We start from the raw sequence: 19,790 nt of genomic DNA on the forward strand, positions 1-19,790 counted from the left end.
CGCAGTCCTGGAGTTTGCACAAGGACGCCACGTGCGACCGGACCGGAACTCTCAGAGACCCCGCCGACGGAACGGCCGACGAGCCCACGCCGCCCAATGCGCGCTGGCTGCCGGCAGCCCGGAGAACGCATGACGTCAACGATCCGGCCGCTCCGGGTTCAGCCCTGGTTCATCACTTCTGCGACCCGGCGGGGCAGGCTGGCTGTGAATAGCTCCTCCAGCTTGACGGGCTGGCCTTCGGAATCGGCCAGCGGAATCCTCCAGTTGGGGTACTCATCCGTAGTCCCGGGCTGGTTCTGGGCGCGTTTCTCGCCCGCCGCATCGGCCAGTGACGCAACCAGTACCTTGGATCCGGTCAATCGCAGGTAACGATGTAGCGCCAGCATCACCTCGACCTGGTCATCTGCGAGGTTCTCGTCGAGAACCCCGAAAGCGATGAGCCGTTTCACCCACCTGTTCCGTTCCTGCTCTGCGGCGGCAAGCTCATCCTCCACCGGCTCCAGCAGCAGGCCGAGTTCCTCGCGGAGTTTGACGTGGCCTCCCTCAAGGTATCCAAGGGTCGGAGGCAGGTCGTGCGTGGTGACCGATGCCATGCAGTATTCACGCCATTCCTCCGGCGGCAGGACCTGCCCGTCGGAGCCGTATTCCCACCACAGTATGGCGGTGCCCAGCAGGCCACGGCGTGCGAGGTATTCCCGCACCCAAGGTTCGACAGTGCCGAGGTCCTCCCCCACGACCAGCGCCTGGGCACGGTAGGCCTCCAGAGCCAGGATCCCGACCATCGCCTCGTGGTTATAGCGGACGTAGGTGCCTGCGCTGGGGCCGAGTCCCTCCGGCACCCACCACAGCCGGAATAAACCGATGATGTGATCGATCCGGAGACCACCAACGCGGCTCAGGGCTGCCCGCACCATTGCCCGGAATGGCTCGTATTCCAGTTCTTCCAGCCTTAGTGGGTTCCACGGTGGCTGCCCCCAGTCCTGTCCTCCCTGGTTGTATTGGTCCGGGGGCGCGCCGACGGTGATCCCTGACGCGTAGACATCGCCCATCAGCCAGGTCTCGGCGCTGGCCTTGCCAACCCCCACGGCCAGGTCAGCCAGCACACCGACACCCATGCCCGCCTCTTCGGCGGCTGTCTGGGCGGCCGACAGCTGCTGCTGAGCGGTCCATTGAAGCCACTCGAAAAACTCGATCCTCACCGTCTGGGCAGCGGCGAACTCCGCTGTGGCCGCCGAGCGTGGATCACGCAGCTTCTCGGGCCAGTTCCTCCAGTCGTTTCCGTGGATCTCGCTGAGGGCACTCCAGACAGCGAAGTCGCGTAGCGCCCTGCCGCCGCGGCGGCGGAAGCCGTCAAAAGAGAGCTGGCGGGCAGGACGTAACCCGTCCCGGAACAGTTCCCACAGCGCATCCCGCTTCACCTTCCAGACCGCGTCCCGATCAATGCTCTTGCCATCGTCTCGCAGTGACTTGCGGAGCCTGCGTATCTTTCGCCGCGACGGCTGACCGATGGTGGCGTACTCGGGAACCGCCTCAGGCCTGATGTACAACGGGCTGAGGAAACGGCGGCTCGATGGCAGGTACGGCGAGGGCTCAACCGGCGCGGCAGCCTGGGGTGCGTGCAGAGGATTGACCAGCACAAAACCGGCCTGCTGCTCACTGCCCGCCCAGGTGGCCAGATCCGCCAGGTCGGTGAAGTCCCCCATCCCCCAGGAATGCTTCGACGTGACACTGTAGAGCTGAGCGGCGTATCCCCACGTGCGATTGCCACGCATCCCCGATGGAAAACCCACGAATTTCGGAGTAATTATCAGCGCAGCAGAAGTGGTGCCCTCAGTGGATAGCGCCTCCAAGCGGTGGTAGCCCAGTGGCAGATCTGCCAGTTCGAAACTGGCCTCACCGCGGAGCTGGCCAGAGACTTCACGGTCTGAGATCCAGTTCTCCACCTGCGCCGCAGAACGTCTTTCACCACTTTCTAGAACGACATCGAGCGACACGTCCGAGCCAGCAGGAACATGCACGTCGATCCGCGCTACCTGTCCCTCTTCCACAACGGTGCAGGGCGGCAGCACACGCAGCCAGCGCTGCTCATCAAGCCAGGCCAGCGCCTCACCACAGGATTCCGGAGTATCGGCCCTTATCCCCATCGCCTGGAGGACCGCGGTAACGGTGGCCTCCGATATGAGCGCATGGTTTCCTTTCCAGTCCCAGAACTCCCGGGCTATTCCCAGGCGTTCCGCGAGCTCATCCAACTCAGCGGTCAGGTGTGACAAGGTTTCATTCCTCCTGGCTGGACAAAAGTCATTTCTTGACGACGATGGTCCCTGCCATCATGTCATGTACGGTCTGTTTCTTCTGCGTGAACAACGGCATCAGATAGCTGACCACGGGCAAGAACACCACGGCTCTGCCGATGAGACCGATGACCTCGACCCCAACGGCCCTGATGATGGAACGCCAGAGCCCGGGGGTCCGCTGGGAGGGGTCGCTGGCACGAGTGACGCGGATGCGCATGATCATTTTGCCGACGGTACCTCCGCAGACAGCGACGAGCACAGCCCGATAGATGACTCCCAGCACAGTGATGACAAGCATCGCGGGCTGCATCTCAGCGGTCAGCGCATCCAGGGTCTCGGATGAGTAGTACTGGCTGGCCCTGATCATCTCGTACATCCAGGCTTGCAGCCGTTCGAGGCTCCCCGGCGCGAATGCCTCAGCGACGATCTGGGAGGGGATGGCCAGCACCAGAGCATCGAGCAGAGTCGCAGCACACCGCGACCACCAGCCGGCATATCTGCTCCTGTCCTGAGAACGTCCCGGGGCATTGCCGTAGCTGCTCTGAGCCGCTGGCCTGCTGTTGGGGCGAGTGACACTGGACCAGGTGGCGCCATCCCAGTAGCGTTCATCGCCAGAACCAGCCGGATCGGGATACCACCCAGCGGACGGCTGTGAGGCGGAGTACTGCATGGCCACAAGGATGCCATCCAGGGTCAACGGGCACCACCGGGGTCATGCCAGTGTCACTCACCCGCTTCAGTCCCTCAAGGCCTCGGAACACGTGGCACAGCGGCAGCGGGCGGCCCGTCACGCCGCTGGAGGCATCTGGCCGGGCCCTGGGCATCGTGCGTTCCCGACGGCATAGGATTGAGGATCATGAGCGAGCTTTCCCCCGGTTCCCAGACAGTCCTCGACGAACGCACCGAGCTCAGGGACTCCGACGACCATGAACGCTTCAGCCACTATGTCCCCAAGAACAAGCTGGTCAAGGCCATGGTGACCGGGACACCCGTGGTCGCCTTGTGCGGAAAGGTATGGGTGCCCTCACGTAACCCGGAAAAGTACCCAGTGTGCCCAGAGTGCAAGGAGATCTGGCAGTCCATGAAGCCGGGTGATCCGGAAAACTGACGGGCTGGCGGGCTTGGGGACCTCACCGGTGAGATGTCGTCGAGACGACTCCCGGGGCCAGCCCTTCACACGAAAACTGCGGCCCGGGAATACCCCGGGCCGCAGGATTGGTCAGTAGCGGTAGTGGTCGGACTTGAACGGCCCGTTGACCGGAACCCCAAGATAATCGGCCTGCGCCTGCGTCAGGGTGCTGAGCTCCACCCCCAGGGAGGGCAGGTGCAGCCGCGCCACCTCCTCATCCAGGTGCTTCGGCAGCAGATAGACGCCCGGCGGATAGGCGTCCGTCCGGGTGAACAGCTCCATCTGGGCCAGCACCTGGTTGGTGAAGGAATTGCTCATCACGAAGGAGGGATGGCCTGTGGCGTTGCCGAGGTTCAGCAACCGTCCCTCGCTGAGCACGATCACCGCATGGCCGTCCGGGTAAATCCACTTGGCGACCTGCGGCTTGATCTCGACCTTCGTCACGTCATCCCGCGCGGCGAGCCCAGCCATGTCGATCTCGTTGTCGAAATGGCCGATGTTCCCGACGATGGCCTGATGCTTCATCTGCGACATATGTTCCTCAAGGATGATGTCGCGGCCTCCCGTGGCGGTGACGAAGATGTCACCGATGCCCACCACCGACTCAAGCCGCGCCACCTGGAACCCATCCATCGCGGCCTGCAGGGCGCAGATCGGATCGACCTCGGTGACGATCACACGAGCCCCCTGGCCCCGCAGCGACTCCGCGCAGCCCTTACCCACGTCGCCGTAGCCGCACACCACCGCCACTTTGCCGCCGATCAGCACGTCAGTAGCCCGGTTGATGCCGTCGATCAGGGAGTGGCGGCAGCCGTACTTGTTGTCGAACTTGGACTTGGTCACCGAGTCATTCACGTTGATGGCCCCGAACAGCAGGTTGCCGCCGCGGTGCATCTCATAGAGGCGATGAACCCCGGTGGTCGTCTCCTCAGTGACCCCGAGGATACCCGCGGCCAGGGCCTCGAAATCCAACTCTCCCAGCGCCTCCCTGAGCGCTGCCTTCAGGGCCAGGGCCTCCTCTGAGTCCGTGGGCTCATCGATGGGCACGGCCCCGGCACGCTGTGCCGCAACCCCCTCATGGACAAACAGGGTGGCGTCGCCGCCGTCGTCAAGGATTAGGTTGGGACGCTTCTCCCCTGGCCAGTCAAGAATCTGGCGGGTGCACCACCAGTATTCCTGCAGCGTCTCCCCCTTCCAGGCGAACACAGGCACGCCCTTCGGATCGTCAGGGGTGCCATCAGGACCAACGACAATCGCCGCCGCCGCATGATCCTGGGTTGAGAAGATATTGCAGGATGCCCAGCGAACCTCTGCGCCGAGCGCCACGAGGGTCTCAATGAGCACCGCGGTCTGGACAGTCATATGGATTGACCCGGCGATACGCGCCCCCGCCAAGGGCTGGGAGGCTGCGTATCGCTCGCGCATGGCCATCAGGCCAGGCATCTCATGCTCAGCGAGGGTGATCTCCTCACGGCCAAAACCGGCCAGGGACAGGTCTGCTACACGGAAATCGAACGTCACGCCCCGGAGTCTACGCCCGCAGCCAGATGCGTCAACGCCAGGTCGTATCCCCTCAGCCCGCACCCAACGATGATGCCCGCAGCCTTGGCAGACAGGACGCTGTGATGCCGGAAATCCTCACGGGCATGGACATTCGAGATATGCACCTCCACATAGGTGACGAGCGCAGCCGCATCCGCCACCGCATAGCTGTAGTGGGTCCACGCCCCTGCGTTGAGCACACAGGACACGCCAGCATCGGCGGCCTCATGGAGCCATTCGATGTAGCGGCCCTCATAGTCAGTCTGCCGCACCTCCACCTCAAGCCCGACCCCACGGCCGTACTCCACCAGGTGAGCGGCCAGATCCGCGTGGGTGGTGTGCCCATAGACCTCAGGCTGACGCCTGCCGAGCCGCCCGAGGTTGGGTCCGTTCAAGACATACGCCGCGCGCATCTGATCCCCTCTCACGCCTGGGTCCCACCCAGGCCGATACCCAGATAGGTGGCTGCGTAACGTCCCTGGAGAAGGAGGGTGACGTAACGCTCCACGTCGGAGGCGCCCAGCTCCGCGAGGCCAGAGGTGATGTGACACACCCGTACCCCGATGTCATTGGCCAGGCGGGTCAGCCGCCGGGCTGTCTCGGTCATCGGCTCCGGTACCTGATCCGCGTCGAGGAGAAGCAGCGCGGGATAGCTCTCAGCCTGCTGCTCGAACGGATCGGTGAACACGTCGCGCCGCGGCGAGTTGCACAACACCGCTTCAAGTTCCTCTGCGTCGGCGGCCAGTGCCAGGCGCCCACTGGCTCTGCGCAGAGTCTCAGCGATTCGCCTGGATGCACGTCCAGCGAGTGTCGTGCCACCCCACACCAGCGGGAAGGAGTCGGCCAGCCCGACGGCGAGGTCCTTACCTGGGTTGTCTCCCAGGGGACGGCCAGGTGAGCAGCGGGCTGCAACGCTGTCAGCGGCGGCCGCGGCAAGCTCCACATCCACCGCAGGCCCCAGTTCCAGCTGCCCTAGCAGTGCCAGCACCGCGATGGCAGCCGCCATGGGATCGTCGTGTGGCGTCGGCAGGTGAGTAGTCAAGGGCCCTGCCCCCGCCGCCGCCAGCGCGGATTCAGCCGGGGCAGCGGCGATGATCGTGGCCCCCCTGCGGACGGCCTCCGCCAGGCAGCGGACCTCCCAGGCCGGTGCGTCATGGGAGCCCAGCGCAACCACTAGGTCGAGTGGCCCCAGCCAGGCCGGAAGGGCAGGGCCGGGCCACGCGGTGAAGGGCACGGGACAGGTGGGCTCCAGAACGGCCCGGACCAGGCGCGCCTCCGCGCCCAGCACCAGCACCCCGCGTGGCCGGTCAGCCCGGGCCAGCCGTCCGACAGGCTCGCTCAGCGCAGCCCACCGGATACGAGCGCCCGCGGAAGCGAGCCACCACAGAGAGTCGTTGTCCACCAGATCATCCGCCTCAAGACGGGCATCGTCGAACCACCGCTGGGACATGGGAGACCTCACAGGGTGCCGCGGGCCTGATCGACCAGGAGAACGGGGATGCCGTCCTCCACGGGATAGGTTAGTCCACAAGTGGCAGAGGTACACACCAGCTCGGAGCGGTCATAGTCAACGGCGAACTTGGCGTGGCAGGCCGGGCAGGCGGCGATGGCCAGGAACTCCGCGGAAAGATCCATGGCGGCTTCACTCATCGGCTTCTCCTTCATCGGCACGGACGATGGCGAGCACCTCGTCACGCAACTGGGTCATGGTGTGGGTGTCGCGTGCCTCAACGTTCAGCCGAAGCAGAGGCTCTGTGTTGGATGGGCGCAGGTTGACCCACCATCCAGCTTCGGGATCACGGATTGTCAGGCCATCCCAGTATTCGATTTCCCCCCGTCCTTCGAAGGCTGCGGCGATCAGCTCCATGCTCGCCTGATGGTCGGTCACGGTTGAGTTGATCTCGCCCGACCGCTGGTAGCCGTCGAAACGGGCGGCGAGGCCTGACAGCGTGCCGGCGGAGACACGCAGCTGCTCCAGGACATGAAGGGCTGCGAGCACCCCGGTGTCTGCTCCCCAGAATTCACGGAAATAGTAATGCGCGGAGTGCTCGCCGCCGAAAATAGCATTTTCACCTGCCATGAGCGACTTCACAAAGGTGTGCCCGACTCGCGAGACCTGCACCCGGCCGAGTCCTGCGACCGCGTCGGCGACCGCCTGCGAGGTGATTGCGTTGACGACGACGACTCCCCCGGGTTCCTTGGTGAGTTCAGCCACCGCGATCATCGCGGTGATCACGGAGGGATCCACCACCTTGCCCCGCTCGTCAATCAGGAAGCATCGATCCGCATCACCGTCGAAGACCAGCCCGAGATCGGCTTCGTGCTGGCGCACCGCAGCCTGGGCATCCGCCAGATTCTCCAGCTCCAGGGGGTTTGCCGGATGATTCGGGAAGCTGCCGTCTGGTTCCATGTACAGCCCGATCAGTTCGACGTCCCGTCCGGCCAGGACAGCTGGGGCTATGAGACCAGCCATTCCGTTCCCCGCGTCGACAACCACTGTGAGCCGTCGTCCACCCGTCACCGGCACCAACTGGTTCAAATGGACGACGAACTCGGCGGTAAGGTCACGTTCCTCGTAGCCGCCCTGCACCTCGTCCCCGATGACCACTGAGCCGGCACGTTCCCGCAGCTCGGTGGTAAAACCGGGACGGACGGGAAAGGCATTGGCCATGCAGAATTTCATGCCGTTGTACATCGCCGGGTTGTGGCTGGCTGTGAACTGCACCCCGGGCAGCCCCAGGTGCCCAGAGGCAAACCAGAGCTGGTCGGTGGACGTCAGGCCAAGATTGACAACCGACGCTCCTGCCCTGCGGGCACCATCAGCAAAAGCCATGGACAGCTCTTTCCCGAGCTGCCGCATGTCGCGGCCCATCACGAACGTTTTCCCAGAAAGGCCAAGTAGTTCCACAAAAGCGGCACCCAGCTGACGCGCCCCGTCCAGATCCAGCTCTGGATCCTCACCCGTCACGATGCCGCGAATGTCGTTGGCCTTGAAGATCTGCTGCTTAAGCACGCCTTTGAGCTTAGCGTTCGCGCCCTGGTAGCGGCTCATTCCACGGTCGGAAGCAGGCGAAGATGTCCGCCTTTTCTTTTACCCGGCTTCTTGGGCTTCGGGGCGGGGGCGCGGTCCACAGGAGTGGTCGGCTCATCCTGCTCATCCCGTAACCCAATCTCGCGGACGGCATTCGCCAGCGCCACCAGATCGTCATCAGCCTCTGGTTCATTGCGTCTGCGGTCCAGCGGCAGCCGGATCACCTCCCATCCCATGGGGACAGAGGTCCGGGAGGCATGATCCGCGCACAGATCGAAGGCTCCGGGTACCATGACATCTGCCAGTGGCCCCAGGACTGCGGTCGAATCCGCATAGACATAGGTGAGCGTGGCCACAGCAGGCAGGCCGCAGGCGGTCCGGGAACAACGACGCACCATCGCAGCCTACCGCTTCCCAAGACTAGAGTTGTCGCATGCCACGCAGCCGCGACCGCCACGACCGAGGAATGCATGGGACCATCGCCCTGCCTGATTCCAACAACCGCAAAGCTGTTCCGCTGCATGCCCCAAACCGGGTCGAGTACTTCAACCAATGCGTGAAAGAAGCACTGGCCGCGATCGCTGAGATCGACCCACGGGCCCTTGACGGCACGGTTGTGGGAGTTGAAGACGTCCCTCTTCTCAAGACCGCCTGGTCAGGAGACCGGGTTCCCATGTCAGCTGCGCTGGAGCCGTCCAAGGGACGGCCAGCCCAGATCGTGATCTATGAACGCCCACTGGAACACCGCGCCAGCAACCGCTCGGCACTGCGTGCCCTGGTGCACCGCACGATCGTGGAGCAGCTCAGCGCGCTCACGGAACGTCCAGTCCGCGAATTGCTGGGCTACGAGCCGACAGACTGGGAGGACTGACAGGTCTCGCCGGGATGTAACTATCGGCTCGCTACGCATGGCGGGCTCTGAGAGGTTCCGCCCGCCCATGGGCTGGTACTGCAAACCAGTAGATCCCCACGCACAATCCCTCAGTGCAGTTCTGGGTCGAGCTCGGCCTCCAGCGGAGGAACCCCTCCCGAGCCCATCTGCTCCAGTGGCGCTGCCCAGGATCCGTTGTCCCCCGAGGACACGACAGCGCCGAACAACGGCTGCGCCGACTCGACCACAACTCGCTGACCCAGATCGGCCCCAGCGGGAAGACTGTGGACAGCGGTCTGCCCTGCCCCAACTGACACCGTCGAGGTTTCCTCTGCGCCCCCGGCACCGGTAGCGGTAACAGTGGCCTGAACCTCCGCCTGCCCCGGATTCGTCAGCTGCAGTACCCCACCGGGAGCGGTGAACGTGACCAGAGAGGTCGCCATGGTGACCGGTGCCACCTGAGCAGCATCTCCCAGAGTGAAGGACAGGCCAGCCATCACCGGCTCATCCGAGCTGACCTGAATCGCAGATGCCTCGCCCAGCAGGGCATTTTCCAGCGGGACTGAGACGCTCGAATGGGCCGGGATGCTGATGTTCCCACCTCCCTGCGGCTGGTAGGCGGGCGTGGTTCCGAAAGCGGTCAGGTTCGCAGTCGCGCGGGTCTCACCGGGATTTGCCAGCACCACCACGGTGCTGGTGGCACCTGCCGGGACTCCCGGAATCAGGTGGGAGGTGCCGAGCTGGGAAGGCGCGGATGCTGTGGCACTGGTCTGGGTCTGGGTGACAGCCATCACTGCGGCACGACCTCGGCTGGCTTTGAAGGCCACCCCGACCGGTGTTGCCTCGGAGGTCAGGATCGACAGGGCGATGGTGCGTTCCTGGTGGGCAGCCAGTGCGATACCCCGGGCCCCCAGTGACTGGATCTCACCATCCGCCCCGTAGAGGGTCAGATCGACCGCAGCTTCCGAGGCATCCGGGTTCACGAGCCGAAGCTGGGTGTCCGCTGTCGCGGGAAGCGCGATGACGCCCTGCGACACGGGTTTGACGCACTGCGTCAGGGTGCGCACAGAACCGGTCCCTGCCAGGGCACCACCCACCGGCGTGGTGGTGCCCTCGGCGACGACCGAGCTCTCCTGTTCCCGCAGCACGGCACGATCCGTTTCGCTGGCCGGCCCTCCCAGAGGAGTGACGGTGGTGGTGTTGTCTACCATCACGGTTGCACCGGAGGCAGCAGGAACGCACACCACCTTCGACGACCGCGCCGCCTCGACAGTGCTGACTCGCGGCAAGTCAGCCGGGGTCAGGGTGGTGATCCCTATGACGATGCCGGTCAGGGCCGCAAACCCGATGAGGGTTTCAAGAACGCGCCGCATCATTCCTCCAGTCCACGACGGGCAGCCGAAGAGCCACCGATGGTGGGGGCGGCCAGGCCCGCGATCAACACCACGACACCGATCTGCAGGCCGAACGTCCCCCAGCTGGGAGCCAATTGCCAGCTCAGCTGTCCCTCAGCCCCGGCAGGAACGGTGAAAGACACATTTTCGTCACCGGAGATCCGGCTGAGTTCCTGTCCACCAATGCTGACCCGCCAGCGGTCGTCAGAGGGCTCAGCCAACACGAGGCGCCGCTCGGCGCCAGAGGCTGAGACATAGCCTTCCAGAACAGCCTGGCTGCTCTCGCCGTCGATGATGCGAGCGCGGGCTGGCAACTCCACCACAGTCCATATCACGACATCCTGGTCCAGTGGAGCAGACGTCAATCCGGCTGCGTTCCCCACGGCAGCCAGTTGCTCAGCGCTGAACCCCTTCATCCAGACGTGACCGACTCCAAGTGCTTTCAGCCGGTCCGCCAGGTCCTCTGGGGTATCACCGCCGCCAAACAGCTGAACCAGCGCCGCGAAATCGTTGTAGAAGGCCCCGACCGGATTGCGTTCCGCCGTACCCCAGGTGGGCTGGGAGGAGTCGGCCACATTCCACTTCAACCCTCCGTCGGATTTTGCCTCGATCATCAGGACCCGCGTCTGGCGAGCCGACACGATCACGTCATGGACATACCCCAGCTGGGAGGGGTGATTGGACACTGGCCCGGCGAAGCCCATCACAGCCCACACCCCAGCCGCCAGCAGCGATGCTGCGGTCAACCCTGAGAGCAGGACCCGCAGGTCGAGGCGTGCTTGCTCATCCCGGAGCCTCATGGCGATGACCGGAGCCAGCAGCCCTGCGACGGTCAACAAGGCCCAGCCGGAGAGCAGGGCCCGGGCCTCCCCGCCGTTGACCGGCAGCGCAGTGCGGGAAAGCACCACACCGATGACCAGCGGAACACCGATTCCGGCGATGGCAACCATGCGGTAGCGCGTGCTACGGAGAGTGCAGATGGCATACCCCGCAGCCAGACCCAGCACCGCGAAGAACGCTATGTTGGCCCACTGCGGCAGCCCGGAAGGCAGGATACGGCCGAATAGGGTGGCCAGGGACGCTGGTGGCCAGGCGGGCCAGGCGAGCGGATCCGGCCCTGTCAGGATGCGTCCCGGATGGGAGAACAAGGACGGGAACCAAGGCGCCAGGAAAGCCGCCGGCAGAACGATGGCGATCATCACGGGAAGCCAGACGTGACGGTCACGGATCACCCAGATGATCCCGCCAACCAAGCCGAGCGGCAGAAGAACAGGCCATGCTGCGGCCCCCACCAGCAGCCAACCGGCAGCACTCGCAGGGGCCCGGAGTCTTTCGGCGCCAGTGCTGTCGTCAATTGCGATCCTGTGTATCGCGGAGGCTAGCTGAGGCAGCACTATCGCCAACACCATCCCCGCGATGTCGCCGGCAGTGACCAGGCCCAGCAGGATGACGGCACCAGCCCAGACACCTGAGGCGATTGCGGAAGTGGTCAAGGTGACCCCGCAACGACGTAGGAAGCTGTGAGCGGACAACGCCGCCAGCAAGGGCGCCAACCCCAAAGCGAGAAAAACCAGGAGCTGTGGGCTTCCGAATGCCAGGGTCGACAGAAAAGCCCCGATCGACAGCCAGGGAGCATCAGCCCCCGCTGCTCCGGCCACAGGACTCAGCGCAAGCTCCCAGGCCTTACCGAGAGTGGCCGGAGCAGGGAGCAGTCCACCGCCAAAAACGTCTCCGAGTCCGAACAGCCCCCGCAGCGCTACCCCTCCAGCGACGATTAGCAGCAGGGTGAGAATCGACAGTGGGGCGAGGAATCGCCGCCGCGTGGGACCACCTGCAAAGTCGTCGCCCGTCATCTCATCGATACTGAATCCTGACTCCTGGCTGGTGAAGTCACGATAACGATCGGCCATATCGGCGCCCAGCCGGTCGAGCGCATTGCGGACAGGCCAGTGACGGCTGGGCAACAGGTGAGAAACGTCTATGCGATCCACTGAGCGAGCAGCAAGGTGTGCGACCTGGTCCCGGGTCGCGATAAACCGCCTGGCGGCTCTGAGTTCAGCACCTGCCAGCCGCGGTGACTTCGCAAGCAGGAAACCCAGGGACCGCAGGACACTGCCCACCACGAGCCGGGCGGTCTTAGATGGCTTCGGGCCGCGGGCGGCAGCCACTCGTAGAGCGGCCAGGCGATCGACTTCATGCGACTCCCGGGCGAAAGCACCGCGCCGCTCCCCCGTCCGTCCGGACTGGCGATGCGTCAGTGCCGCATCGGGCCAGGTGATGACGCCGTAGCCGGCCTCGTTGGCACGCCAGCCGAAATCCACCCCATCACGGTGCAGTGGCAGTTCCGGGGCAAGCCCACCCAGCTGGTGCCAGACATCGCCTCGGATGAGCATCCCTGCCGTCGATCCACCCAATATCGGCTGTGAGATCTCCTGGCCCTGATCGATATCACCCTCATCGACGGTCCCCACACGCCGTCCCGTCGGGGTAATGGACTGTCCAACCTCCGCGAGAGTCTCAGGATAGTTCCGGCGGCGCGGCTGAAGCAGCTTCGGGAATATGACTGCAGCCCCCGTGCTGGAGGCGCCACGCAGTAACTGCCCTAGAGCATCCGGGTGGGGCGCTGAATCGTCATGCAACAGCCAGATCCATGGGGCATGGGGCGGCAGTGCCGCGGCAACTGCCGCCCCAAAGCCGAAATCAGGATTCCCCCTGACAACGCTACTGATGACTCCAGCCGCACGAGCCTGCTCCAGCAGTCGGCCCGACTCATCGGTGGAGCCGTTGTCCACTGCTATGAGAATCCCAGGCCTAGGGTTCAGAGCGGAAAGTGCGCGAAGCTGACGCGGTAACCACTCGCCCGCATTGTGAACCACCATGACCGCGGCAACCATGCGCGGATCTATCGTCTCGAATGGCTCGGAATCCGACTCCTCGTCGATCCAGGCCCAGAGATTGTCTGTTGTCGCCTGACCCGTCAAGCCGGTTCCTCCTGTCAGCAGACCCCTAGATTCTCTAGCGGCACTCCCAGACGATAGCCCACTCGACGCCCCGACGGCTCAGCGGAACCACTTCAGATAGCCTGGCGTTTCAACTTTCGGCGTTCACGTTCCGAAAGCCCTCCCCAGATTCCGAAACGTTCATCATTGGCCAACGCGTATTCCAAGCACTCAGCGCGTACTGTGCAACTCGAGCACACGCGCTTCGCCTCGCGGGTTGACCCCCCCCTTCTCCGGGAAAAATGCCTCAGGATCCGTCTGTGCACACAGTGCATGCTGGTGCCAGGCGAATTCATCTTCGGCGTTCACCCCCAACGTCCAGATGTCGTCCATTTTGCCCCCTCTCTGGCCCAAATTACACACGTGCGGTTCCTTCGCGTCAAGCCCGTCCGGCGAGTCGGCTTGCATCGAGGCCGGGCGGACAATCCAGCTTGTATCCACAACCGTCCCCCATCTCCCTGAAGGGCGAAACCGCCAGGAAAAACCACTGTCCCGTTCTCACCGTCAAGACCATCGCGGCCAGCATGCCGGACAATCTGACGCCTCCATGGGCGTGTCTGCCAGAGGGATGGGATCCCCGGCAGTAAGATTAAATTGAAGGTTGAAGATATGCGTCAATCCTACCTGTGCCACGGAGGGGAGCAATCCAGATCCCTAGCCCCAACTGTCCTCCGTTTGGCTAGGCAGTCACATGCTTGTCGTCCTCATGGCCAGGTACACCCCTCTCCGGCCATGAGAACGTTCTCTCGTCAGGCGTATTCGGCACCAAGGTGATCATGGACCAGGGCGACCAGTTCCCGGATCCTCCCGGTCTCGGCAAGAGGCGCGACGAGAGTCGCAGTCAGGGTATGGACCACGAGACAGTCACGGAGACCCAGAGTGGCCACAACATGCCCGTCACTAGTGGTGTTGATGATCACGCAGCCTGAAGAGTCCAAGGTTATGCTGCGCCCATCAACGCGGTTTCCATGCTCATCCAGTAGGAACTGCTCAGCAAGATTCTGATAACTGCCCACGTCGATCCAGGATGTTTCCAGCCCGACCGTGAGCACCTCGGCGCTGCCCTGGCCCAGAGAGACAGGCTGCATGATCGCGTAGTCGACAGAAGTCTTCTGAAGGCTGGGGAACAACTCGTCTAGGAGTTCATTGTGCGCAGCAATTCTGCGCACTTTCTCAGCAGTGTCTGGCACAAGCGTCTCCAGCTGGGCCAGAAGTGTCGCGGCACGCCAGACGAACATCCCGGCATTCCACCAGTACTCCCCGGAGGCAACGTAGCGCCTCGCGACAGACAGCTCGGGCTTCTCTTTGAACTCCGAGACCCGCCAGACCCCTCTCAGCCCGTCGACAGGGCTATCGCGATGCAGGTAACCAAATCCCGTATGGGGCTCGGTCGGGAGCACCCCCATGGTCACCAGCGCTTGCTCCCTGAACTCAGCAACCTCGAATGCGAGTTCCAGGGTCGCGCGGAACTCTTCGGCAGGGGTGATGATGTGATCGGCACTCAGCATCGCTACCACGGCCTCAGGGTCCCGGCGCTCGAGGACCGCCGCCGACCAGGCGACTGCACTCAGCGAGTCGCGGCCCACAGGTTCTCCCAGCAAATTCTCCTCCGGGAGCTCCGGAAGCTGCCGGGCAACGACATCCGCATATGTCCGGGACGTGCACACGAGAATCCGGGCATCGGGTACAAGGCCCGCCACCCGTTCATATGCGAGCCGCAACAGGCTCTTGCCGTCGAACAACTCCAAAAGCTGCTTGGGCGTTCCCTGCCTGGAGAGAGGCCACAACCTCGTGCCCGAACCGCCCGCCATGATCACCACGTAGCGCATGCGAAGACTCTAGTGGGACGCGACGCCCTTACCTGGGCGATTCACAGAACCAAGAGATCGTGTCTGTGGAAATCATCTGCGTGGTGGCACCACGGGGATCCCGTGCTCTAGTCAATGAAACCTCGCCAGCGACGGCCCAGGGAAACGTGAGCTCCTGGTCTTCACTGGCGAGCTCTCTAAGATCAGGGCATGTTCATCAAGCAGCTCCACGCCAGACCCGGCGCAGGCCCCCTGTTCACCCACTATGACGAGGCAGCAGGTTCACGGGTGGAGCTGTCCGGCATTACCTTCACGAATTGGGTGGACAAGACTGTCAACATGCTGGATGGCCTTGGGGCGGAGGCCGGCGAAGTGGTTTACCTGGATCTGTTGCGAACCGATCCCGGGCACTGGGTGACGGCAGTGTGGGTTGCAGCGGCCTGGCAACGTGGATGCAGCGTTGCCGAGAGGAACGGCGACGAGACGGCCCTGGCGGTGGTCGGTTCCCTGAGCCAAGAACGTGGACCCGTCACGGTGATGTGTTCCCTGCATCCGCTGGGCCTGGGAGTCCCAGCGCTTCCAGCAGACTGCGCGGACTACGCCGATGTGCTGACAGAACCAGACATGCACTGGGCGGAGCCGGTGTCCCCGGATGAGCTGGCCTGGCTACCTGGGATAACCCATGCGGACGTGGCACGGGTGCCGGGATCGGGCCAGAGGCGGCTGTTCGCAGATCCGAAACCGGGATGGGCGGCTGTGAGCAACTTGCTGGTTGCCCCGGTGCTCGGGGGTGGATCGACGGTGGTGGTGACCGGCGCCACAGCTGAGCGCACCGCCAGGATCGCCGCGGAGGAGCGCACCGCCCCGGTAGCCTGAATCCAGCAGAGCCTCACCTGCGAGCAGGCAGCCCGCGGAGGAAACCGAGCCCCCAGGCAAGATGCATGGTGGACAGCACCAGCGGCAGGCGGGACCGCGCCGCAGAAGGGACATCGCGCATCGTGACGGTGGCGAACACGAGGAAACCCAGATACAGCAGCGGGAAGGCGAGCAGGGCTGTCAGCCAGGGATGCCGCAACCGCACTCCCGCAAGGCCTACCCCCAGGCCGACACCTGCGCCTAGGACAACCGCGGGCGGGGCGAGGTAGCGTCGGCTTGCGGTCTCGGGATGACGCCGGATCACCTCTCGGCGCCACTGCCCTGTCTTGTAGAACTGTCTCGCCAGGGCACGAAGACTCGAGCGGGGCCGGTAGACCACCCGGAGCTCCGGGGTGAACCACACCAGGTGCCCGGCGCGGCGGAGCCGGTAGTTGAATTCCCAGTCCTGGGCCCGGTGCAGGGACTCGTCGAAACCGCCCAGCTCGTTCAGGACATCCCGGCGGAAGACGCCGAGAAACACCGTATCAGCCGGGCCCGCTGGAGTACGAGCCAGATGGAAACCACCACCGCCGAGCCCCAGGTGTGAGTTGTAGGCGGCAGCAACGGCCTGTTCAAAAGGAGTGCGGCCCTGGGCATCCATCAGACCGCCCACATTTGCGGCTCCTGTCTCACGGAGGACCGCCACAGCGGTGGCGATATACCCGGGACACAGCTCAGCGTGTCCGTCGACGCGAACGACGATTTCATGGCTGGCGGCCTTGATAGCCAGGTTGAGGCCTGCTGGCGTGAACCCCGTCGGGTTGTCGACCACGACGACTCGAGAATCAGCAGCCGCCAGAGCGTTGGCGATCTCGTGGGTGCGGTCTCCGCTGGGTCCAACGGCGAGTACCACCTCGATCTCACCTGCGTAGTCCTGGGCAAGGACTCGCCGCACGGCGGCCTCCAGGTGCGGTTCCTCATTACGGACTGGCATGACGACACTGACGGGTTCGGGAATCACCCGGCTCAACTTACTCGGCAGATGGCTACGTCGGCACCCGGCTCCGGGGTGGGCGATGAGGTGGCCTCGCTCGTTGTCTTATCACTGGCCTCGGTCTTGTCACTGGCCTTGACGTTCGGTGAAGAATCCTTCCCTGACGCAGAGGTCGTAGAGGGAACCGGGGCACTGCTGGCGGGGGAACCGCTGCTGGTGGCGGGTGTAGAGGGACTGTCTTGGGCCTCCGACGCCGCGATGGCCTCTGCCGTTGTGCTGCGGATCAGGCCGAGATCAGGCGAGGCCGGCTCGATCAGCGGCGGAGAGAAGTTGACGGAGTCGATGGGCAATGATTTTCCGCGGATCGCCAAATCCACCAGTTCCGGCAACTTTTCTGTTCCGACGTCAGTGCGCACGATGTCGGAGCCTGCCTCAGCGAGGTCGACGAATTTTGCGGCGACGGTGCTGGGATCGAGTTGTTTGGCCATGGCAGACATAACGCATTTCTGCCTCACCATACGTTCGTAATCGTCAGCGCCTGCCCGGGACCGGGCGAACCAGAGAGCGTGGTATCCATCGAGGTGAACCCCCTTGCCAGGCTCAATCCAACCGTAGATCTCCGAACCGACCCCACCGATGGGGACTTGCTTGCCTATGTCGAGGGTGATGCCGCCCATGGTGTCGATAAGACGCTGGAAGCCCGAAATGTCCACCATGGCGTAGTAGTTGAGTTCCAGCCCCAGCAGCTCGGAGACTACCTCCTTGGTGGCCGCCAAGCCTGCTTCCTGTCTGGGATAGAGGTCGGCATGTTCCTGCCCAAGGGTATAGACACCATTGAGCATGCAGTCTTCCCCACAGCGGAAACCATTGGGGTAGAGCTTCGCCAGCGGCGAGGTGGAGGGGAACGGGGCGCCCATGAGATTGCGTGGCAGCCCGAAGACAACCGCACGACCGGTATTGGCGTCTATGGATGCCACATTGATCGAGTCGGGACGTATTCCCTCTCGGTCGGCCGCTGCATCCACCCCCAGCAGGAGGACGTTGTAACGCCCATGTTTGGTCTGACTGTCACCGCCTCCCGGGAACACATCGCCGACATGCCCAGCTGCCGTGAAGGCGCTGGCGAGCAGATTGGTGCCCAACCCGGCGAGCAGCGCCAGCAGCAGGCACGACGCGGTCAGGACCAGGCGGGCGCGACGGGGCAGGCTCGGGGGCCGGGCCAGCCGCCAGGCGTCGAACAGCAGCACCAGCCAGCCCAGGAAAACCAGCCATACCAGAACCCTCATGACGATGGTGACAGGCCCGTTGAGCAGGAAACTCACGGTGGGTCCTCGCCAGAACAACAGCCCCAGCCCCACCAGCAGTGCAGCCGCCACCAGCAACGCCAAAATCCGGAGTGCGACACGGCCCAGCCTACGATTCCCGGCCGCGAACTGGGCAGCCCCAGGCAGGAAGACGGTCAAGACAATGAGCCCGACGGCACGTCGTTTCTGTACGGCGGCGTCGGGGGAAGGCATGGCGGCTCCACGGGCAGACGATACGGGCTCCTTGTATTTAGACTGAACCGGCACCTGCCCTCACCCAGGCAGGCACGCCGTCGAGGCCATGATTCTTGTCCGGAGGGTAGTCTTTCAGGCCATGAGCGACCAGCAGCACGACTCCGGCCTTGACTGGCTGTACCGCCGCGAACCGGAACCAGAAAGGACCCGCATCTATCCTCAGCAGGAAGCCGCTGCGTCCCGCCCGGAGTCGTCATCTTACCCACAGGCCTCATCTTCTCTATACCCCCACTCCTCGGCGCAGCAGCCTCCCGCCCAACCGCCCGCACCCCCGTCGCCGCCCTACCAGGAGTTCGGCGCCCCACCACCAGCTGGCCGCTCCCCGAGGACACGCAGGCCGAAGCGCCGGCATCCCATCAGGCGCCTGGTGCTCGCCCTGGTCCTGGCATGGATGCTGTTCATGGTGGGCACCCCCATCTATGCCTGGACTATCGGAACCGTGATACCCGCCACGCCTGAGGGCAGCCGTCCCGCAGACCAGCCTGGCACCGCCGTGTTGCTAGTCGGGTCAGACGGCCGTGAAAAACTAACCGAGCAACAACGTGGCGAACTCGGGACCGGTGACACGGAGGGACAGCGCACGGACAGCATGATGCTGCTCTACAAACCCCCGTCGGGGAAGGCAGCGATGATCTCGCTGCCCCGGGACTCCTGGGTCAAGATCCCAGGCCATGGCAGCGCGAAGCTGAACGCCGCCTACGCCTGGGGTGGGGCACCGCTGCTGGTCCAGACGATCGAGTCCAACACGGGCATCCGGATCGACGGCTATCTTGAGGTCGGCTTCCTGGGCGTTGTCGAGGCGGTGGACGCGGTCGGCGGCATCGAGGTCTGCCCGAAGGAGGCCATCAAGGACAAGGACGCACACCTGGACCTGCCTGCCGGCTGCCAGACCCTGAACGGCAAGACCGCCCTGGGCTACGTGAGGATGCGCAAAGCTGACCAGACAGGTGATGTGGGCCGCATGATGCGTCAGCGCGAGGTCATCGGGAAGGTCGCAAAGAAAGCCATGAACCCATTGACCCTGCTCAATCCCGTCTCCTACTGGAAGCTCAACATGGCAGCCGCGCACACCCTGGGGAGAGGCTCGGATACCGGATTCGGAGAGGTGCTGGGCGGAGTCCAGGTGTTCCTCAGCTCGGCTCTCGGGTCCGGGTATTCACTCAGCGTCCCCGTCTCCGACGCCAACGCCAGCAGAGACGGCCAGAGCGTGATGCTATGGGACAAAGAGGCCAGCAAAACCGTCTTCGACGCCGTGATCGCAGGAAACACCGAACCCCTCGCGCAGTACTCCAACTAGGATCGCCGCTTGCCTGA

17 protein-coding genes and 1 pseudogene are annotated in these 19,790 nt (G+C 64.2%); 4 read left to right on the top strand and 14 right to left on the bottom strand.

Annotation, left to right across the window (positions count from 1 at the left end):
* Positions 1-158: 158 nt before the first annotated feature.
* Positions 159-2,270, bottom strand: a complete 2,112-nt coding sequence (malQ, locus tag SK1NUM_RS10095; protein WP_212321679.1) for a 4-alpha-glucanotransferase — start codon at positions 2,268-2,270, stop codon at positions 159-161.
* A 28-nt stretch (positions 2,271-2,298) separates the two neighbouring features.
* Positions 2,299-2,964, bottom strand: coding sequence for an RDD family protein (locus SK1NUM_RS10100; RefSeq protein ID WP_212321680.1), 666 nt, complete (start codon positions 2,962-2,964; stop codon positions 2,299-2,301).
* A 186-nt stretch (positions 2,965-3,150) separates the two neighbouring features.
* Here SK1NUM_RS10100 and SK1NUM_RS10105 point away from each other — a divergent pair, with 186 nt between their 5' ends.
* Positions 3,151-3,402, top strand: a complete 252-nt coding sequence (locus SK1NUM_RS10105) for a DUF3039 domain-containing protein (protein WP_212321681.1) — start codon at positions 3,151-3,153, stop codon at positions 3,400-3,402.
* 111 nt (positions 3,403-3,513) lie between these two features.
* Here the strand turns inward: SK1NUM_RS10105 and ahcY are convergent, their stop codons facing one another.
* From ahcY to SK1NUM_RS10135, 6 genes are read right to left on the bottom strand one after another with little or no spacing between them, the layout of a single operon-like run.
* Positions 3,514-4,944, bottom strand: coding sequence for an adenosylhomocysteinase (gene ahcY, locus SK1NUM_RS10110; protein ID WP_212321682.1), 1,431 nt, complete (start codon positions 4,942-4,944; stop codon positions 3,514-3,516).
* The gene (locus SK1NUM_RS10115; RefSeq protein ID WP_212321683.1) at positions 4,941-5,378 is read right to left on the bottom strand and encodes a type II 3-dehydroquinate dehydratase; all 438 of its coding nucleotides are present in this window, start codon (positions 5,376-5,378) and stop codon (positions 4,941-4,943) included. The genes ahcY and SK1NUM_RS10115 overlap by 4 nt, the downstream gene beginning before the upstream one ends.
* Before the next feature lie 11 nt (positions 5,379-5,389).
* Complete coding sequence (locus tag SK1NUM_RS10120; RefSeq protein WP_212321684.1) at positions 5,390-6,415, bottom strand: SIS domain-containing protein; 1,026 nt, start codon at positions 6,413-6,415, stop codon at positions 5,390-5,392.
* 8 nt (positions 6,416-6,423) lie between these two features.
* Positions 6,424-6,615: a Trm112 family protein gene (locus SK1NUM_RS10125; protein ID WP_212321685.1), complete on the bottom strand. Its 192-nt coding sequence runs from the start codon at positions 6,613-6,615 to the stop codon at positions 6,424-6,426.
* The gene (gene manB / locus SK1NUM_RS10130) at positions 6,608-7,978 is read right to left on the bottom strand and encodes a phosphohexomutase domain-containing protein (RefSeq protein ID WP_212321687.1); all 1,371 of its coding nucleotides are present in this window, start codon (positions 7,976-7,978) and stop codon (positions 6,608-6,610) included. Before manB ends, SK1NUM_RS10125 begins: the two co-directional genes overlap by 8 nt.
* Positions 7,979-8,013: 35 nt before the next feature.
* Entirely contained in the window at positions 8,014-8,394 is a 381-nt protein-coding gene (locus SK1NUM_RS10135) for a DUF3499 domain-containing protein (RefSeq protein ID WP_212321689.1), read from the bottom strand.
* Positions 8,395-8,429: 35 nt separating this feature from the next.
* Here SK1NUM_RS10135 and SK1NUM_RS10140 point away from each other — a divergent pair, with 35 nt between their 5' ends.
* Positions 8,430-8,867, top strand: a complete 438-nt coding sequence (locus tag SK1NUM_RS10140; RefSeq protein ID WP_212321691.1) for a metallopeptidase family protein — start codon at positions 8,430-8,432, stop codon at positions 8,865-8,867.
* A gap of 110 nt (positions 8,868-8,977) precedes the next feature.
* Here the strand turns inward: SK1NUM_RS10140 and SK1NUM_RS10145 are convergent, their stop codons facing one another.
* The 4 genes and pseudogenes from SK1NUM_RS10145 to SK1NUM_RS10160 form a co-directional block, all read right to left on the bottom strand.
* Complete coding sequence (locus tag SK1NUM_RS10145) at positions 8,978-10,243, bottom strand: DUF5719 family protein (protein WP_212321693.1); 1,266 nt, start codon at positions 10,241-10,243, stop codon at positions 8,978-8,980.
* On the bottom strand, positions 10,240-13,242 hold the full coding sequence (locus tag SK1NUM_RS10150; RefSeq protein ID WP_212321695.1) for a glycosyltransferase family 2 protein: 3,003 nt from the start codon (positions 13,240-13,242) through the stop codon (positions 10,240-10,242). Before SK1NUM_RS10150 ends, SK1NUM_RS10145 begins: the two co-directional genes overlap by 4 nt.
* A 92-nt stretch (positions 13,243-13,334) precedes the next feature.
* A pseudogene (locus tag SK1NUM_RS10155) lies at positions 13,335-13,593 on the bottom strand (WhiB family transcriptional regulator).
* Positions 13,594-14,009: 416 nt separating this feature from the next.
* Complete coding sequence (locus SK1NUM_RS10160; protein WP_212321697.1) at positions 14,010-15,089, bottom strand: mannose-1-phosphate guanylyltransferase; 1,080 nt, start codon at positions 15,087-15,089, stop codon at positions 14,010-14,012.
* 189 nt (positions 15,090-15,278) lie between these two features.
* Between SK1NUM_RS10160 and SK1NUM_RS10165 the strand changes: the two genes are divergently transcribed.
* Positions 15,279-15,944, top strand: a complete 666-nt coding sequence (locus SK1NUM_RS10165) for a TIGR03089 family protein (RefSeq protein ID WP_212321699.1) — start codon at positions 15,279-15,281, stop codon at positions 15,942-15,944.
* Between the two features lie 13 nt (positions 15,945-15,957).
* Here SK1NUM_RS10165 and SK1NUM_RS10170 read toward each other — a convergent pair whose 3' ends face one another.
* Complete coding sequence (locus tag SK1NUM_RS10170) at positions 15,958-16,944, bottom strand: glycosyltransferase family 2 protein (RefSeq protein ID WP_223927492.1); 987 nt, start codon at positions 16,942-16,944, stop codon at positions 15,958-15,960.
* A gap of 5 nt (positions 16,945-16,949) precedes the next feature.
* Positions 16,950-18,434 carry an LCP family protein gene (locus tag SK1NUM_RS10175; protein WP_212321703.1) on the bottom strand — a complete coding sequence of 495 codons (1,485 nt, stop codon included), beginning with the start codon at positions 18,432-18,434 and terminating at the stop codon, positions 16,950-16,952.
* Positions 18,435-18,555: 121 nt separating this feature from the next.
* Here SK1NUM_RS10175 and SK1NUM_RS10180 point away from each other — a divergent pair, with 121 nt between their 5' ends.
* A complete protein-coding gene (locus SK1NUM_RS10180; protein ID WP_212321705.1) occupies positions 18,556-19,773 on the top strand; it encodes an LCP family protein in 1,218 nt (405 codons plus the stop codon).
* Positions 19,774-19,790 lie beyond the last annotated feature (17 nt).

The organism is Arachnia rubra (assembly GCF_019973735.1).
Taxonomy (GTDB): Bacteria; Actinomycetota; Actinomycetes; order Propionibacteriales; family Propionibacteriaceae; genus Arachnia; species Arachnia rubra.

Excerpts from the sequence above, each read along its gene's own strand:
- SK1NUM_RS10100 (WP_212321680.1), bottom strand. The coding sequence starts at position 2,964 with ATGCAGTACTCCGCCTCACAGCCGTCCGCTGGGTGGTATCCCGATCCG.
- SK1NUM_RS10105 (WP_212321681.1), top strand. The coding sequence starts at position 3,151 with ATGAGCGAGCTTTCCCCCGGTTCCCAGACAGTCCTCGACGAACGCACC.
- SK1NUM_RS10115 (WP_212321683.1), bottom strand. The coding sequence starts at position 5,378 with ATGCGCGCGGCGTATGTCTTGAACGGACCCAACCTCGGGCGGCTCGGC.
- SK1NUM_RS10120 (WP_212321684.1), bottom strand. The coding sequence starts at position 6,415 with ATGTCCCAGCGGTGGTTCGACGATGCCCGTCTTGAGGCGGATGATCTG.
- SK1NUM_RS10125 (WP_212321685.1), bottom strand. The coding sequence starts at position 6,615 with ATGAGTGAAGCCGCCATGGATCTTTCCGCGGAGTTCCTGGCCATCGCC.
- SK1NUM_RS10135 (WP_212321689.1), bottom strand. The coding sequence starts at position 8,394 with ATGGTGCGTCGTTGTTCCCGGACCGCCTGCGGCCTGCCTGCTGTGGCC.
- SK1NUM_RS10140 (WP_212321691.1), top strand. The coding sequence starts at position 8,430 with ATGCCACGCAGCCGCGACCGCCACGACCGAGGAATGCATGGGACCATC.
- SK1NUM_RS10145 (WP_212321693.1), bottom strand. The coding sequence starts at position 10,243 with ATGATGCGGCGCGTTCTTGAAACCCTCATCGGGTTTGCGGCCCTGACC.
- SK1NUM_RS10160 (WP_212321697.1), bottom strand. The coding sequence starts at position 15,089 with ATGCGCTACGTGGTGATCATGGCGGGCGGTTCGGGCACGAGGTTGTGG.
- SK1NUM_RS10165 (WP_212321699.1), top strand. The coding sequence starts at position 15,279 with ATGTTCATCAAGCAGCTCCACGCCAGACCCGGCGCAGGCCCCCTGTTC.
- SK1NUM_RS10175 (WP_212321703.1), bottom strand. The coding sequence starts at position 18,434 with ATGCCTTCCCCCGACGCCGCCGTACAGAAACGACGTGCCGTCGGGCTC.
- SK1NUM_RS10180 (WP_212321705.1), top strand. The coding sequence starts at position 18,556 with ATGAGCGACCAGCAGCACGACTCCGGCCTTGACTGGCTGTACCGCCGC.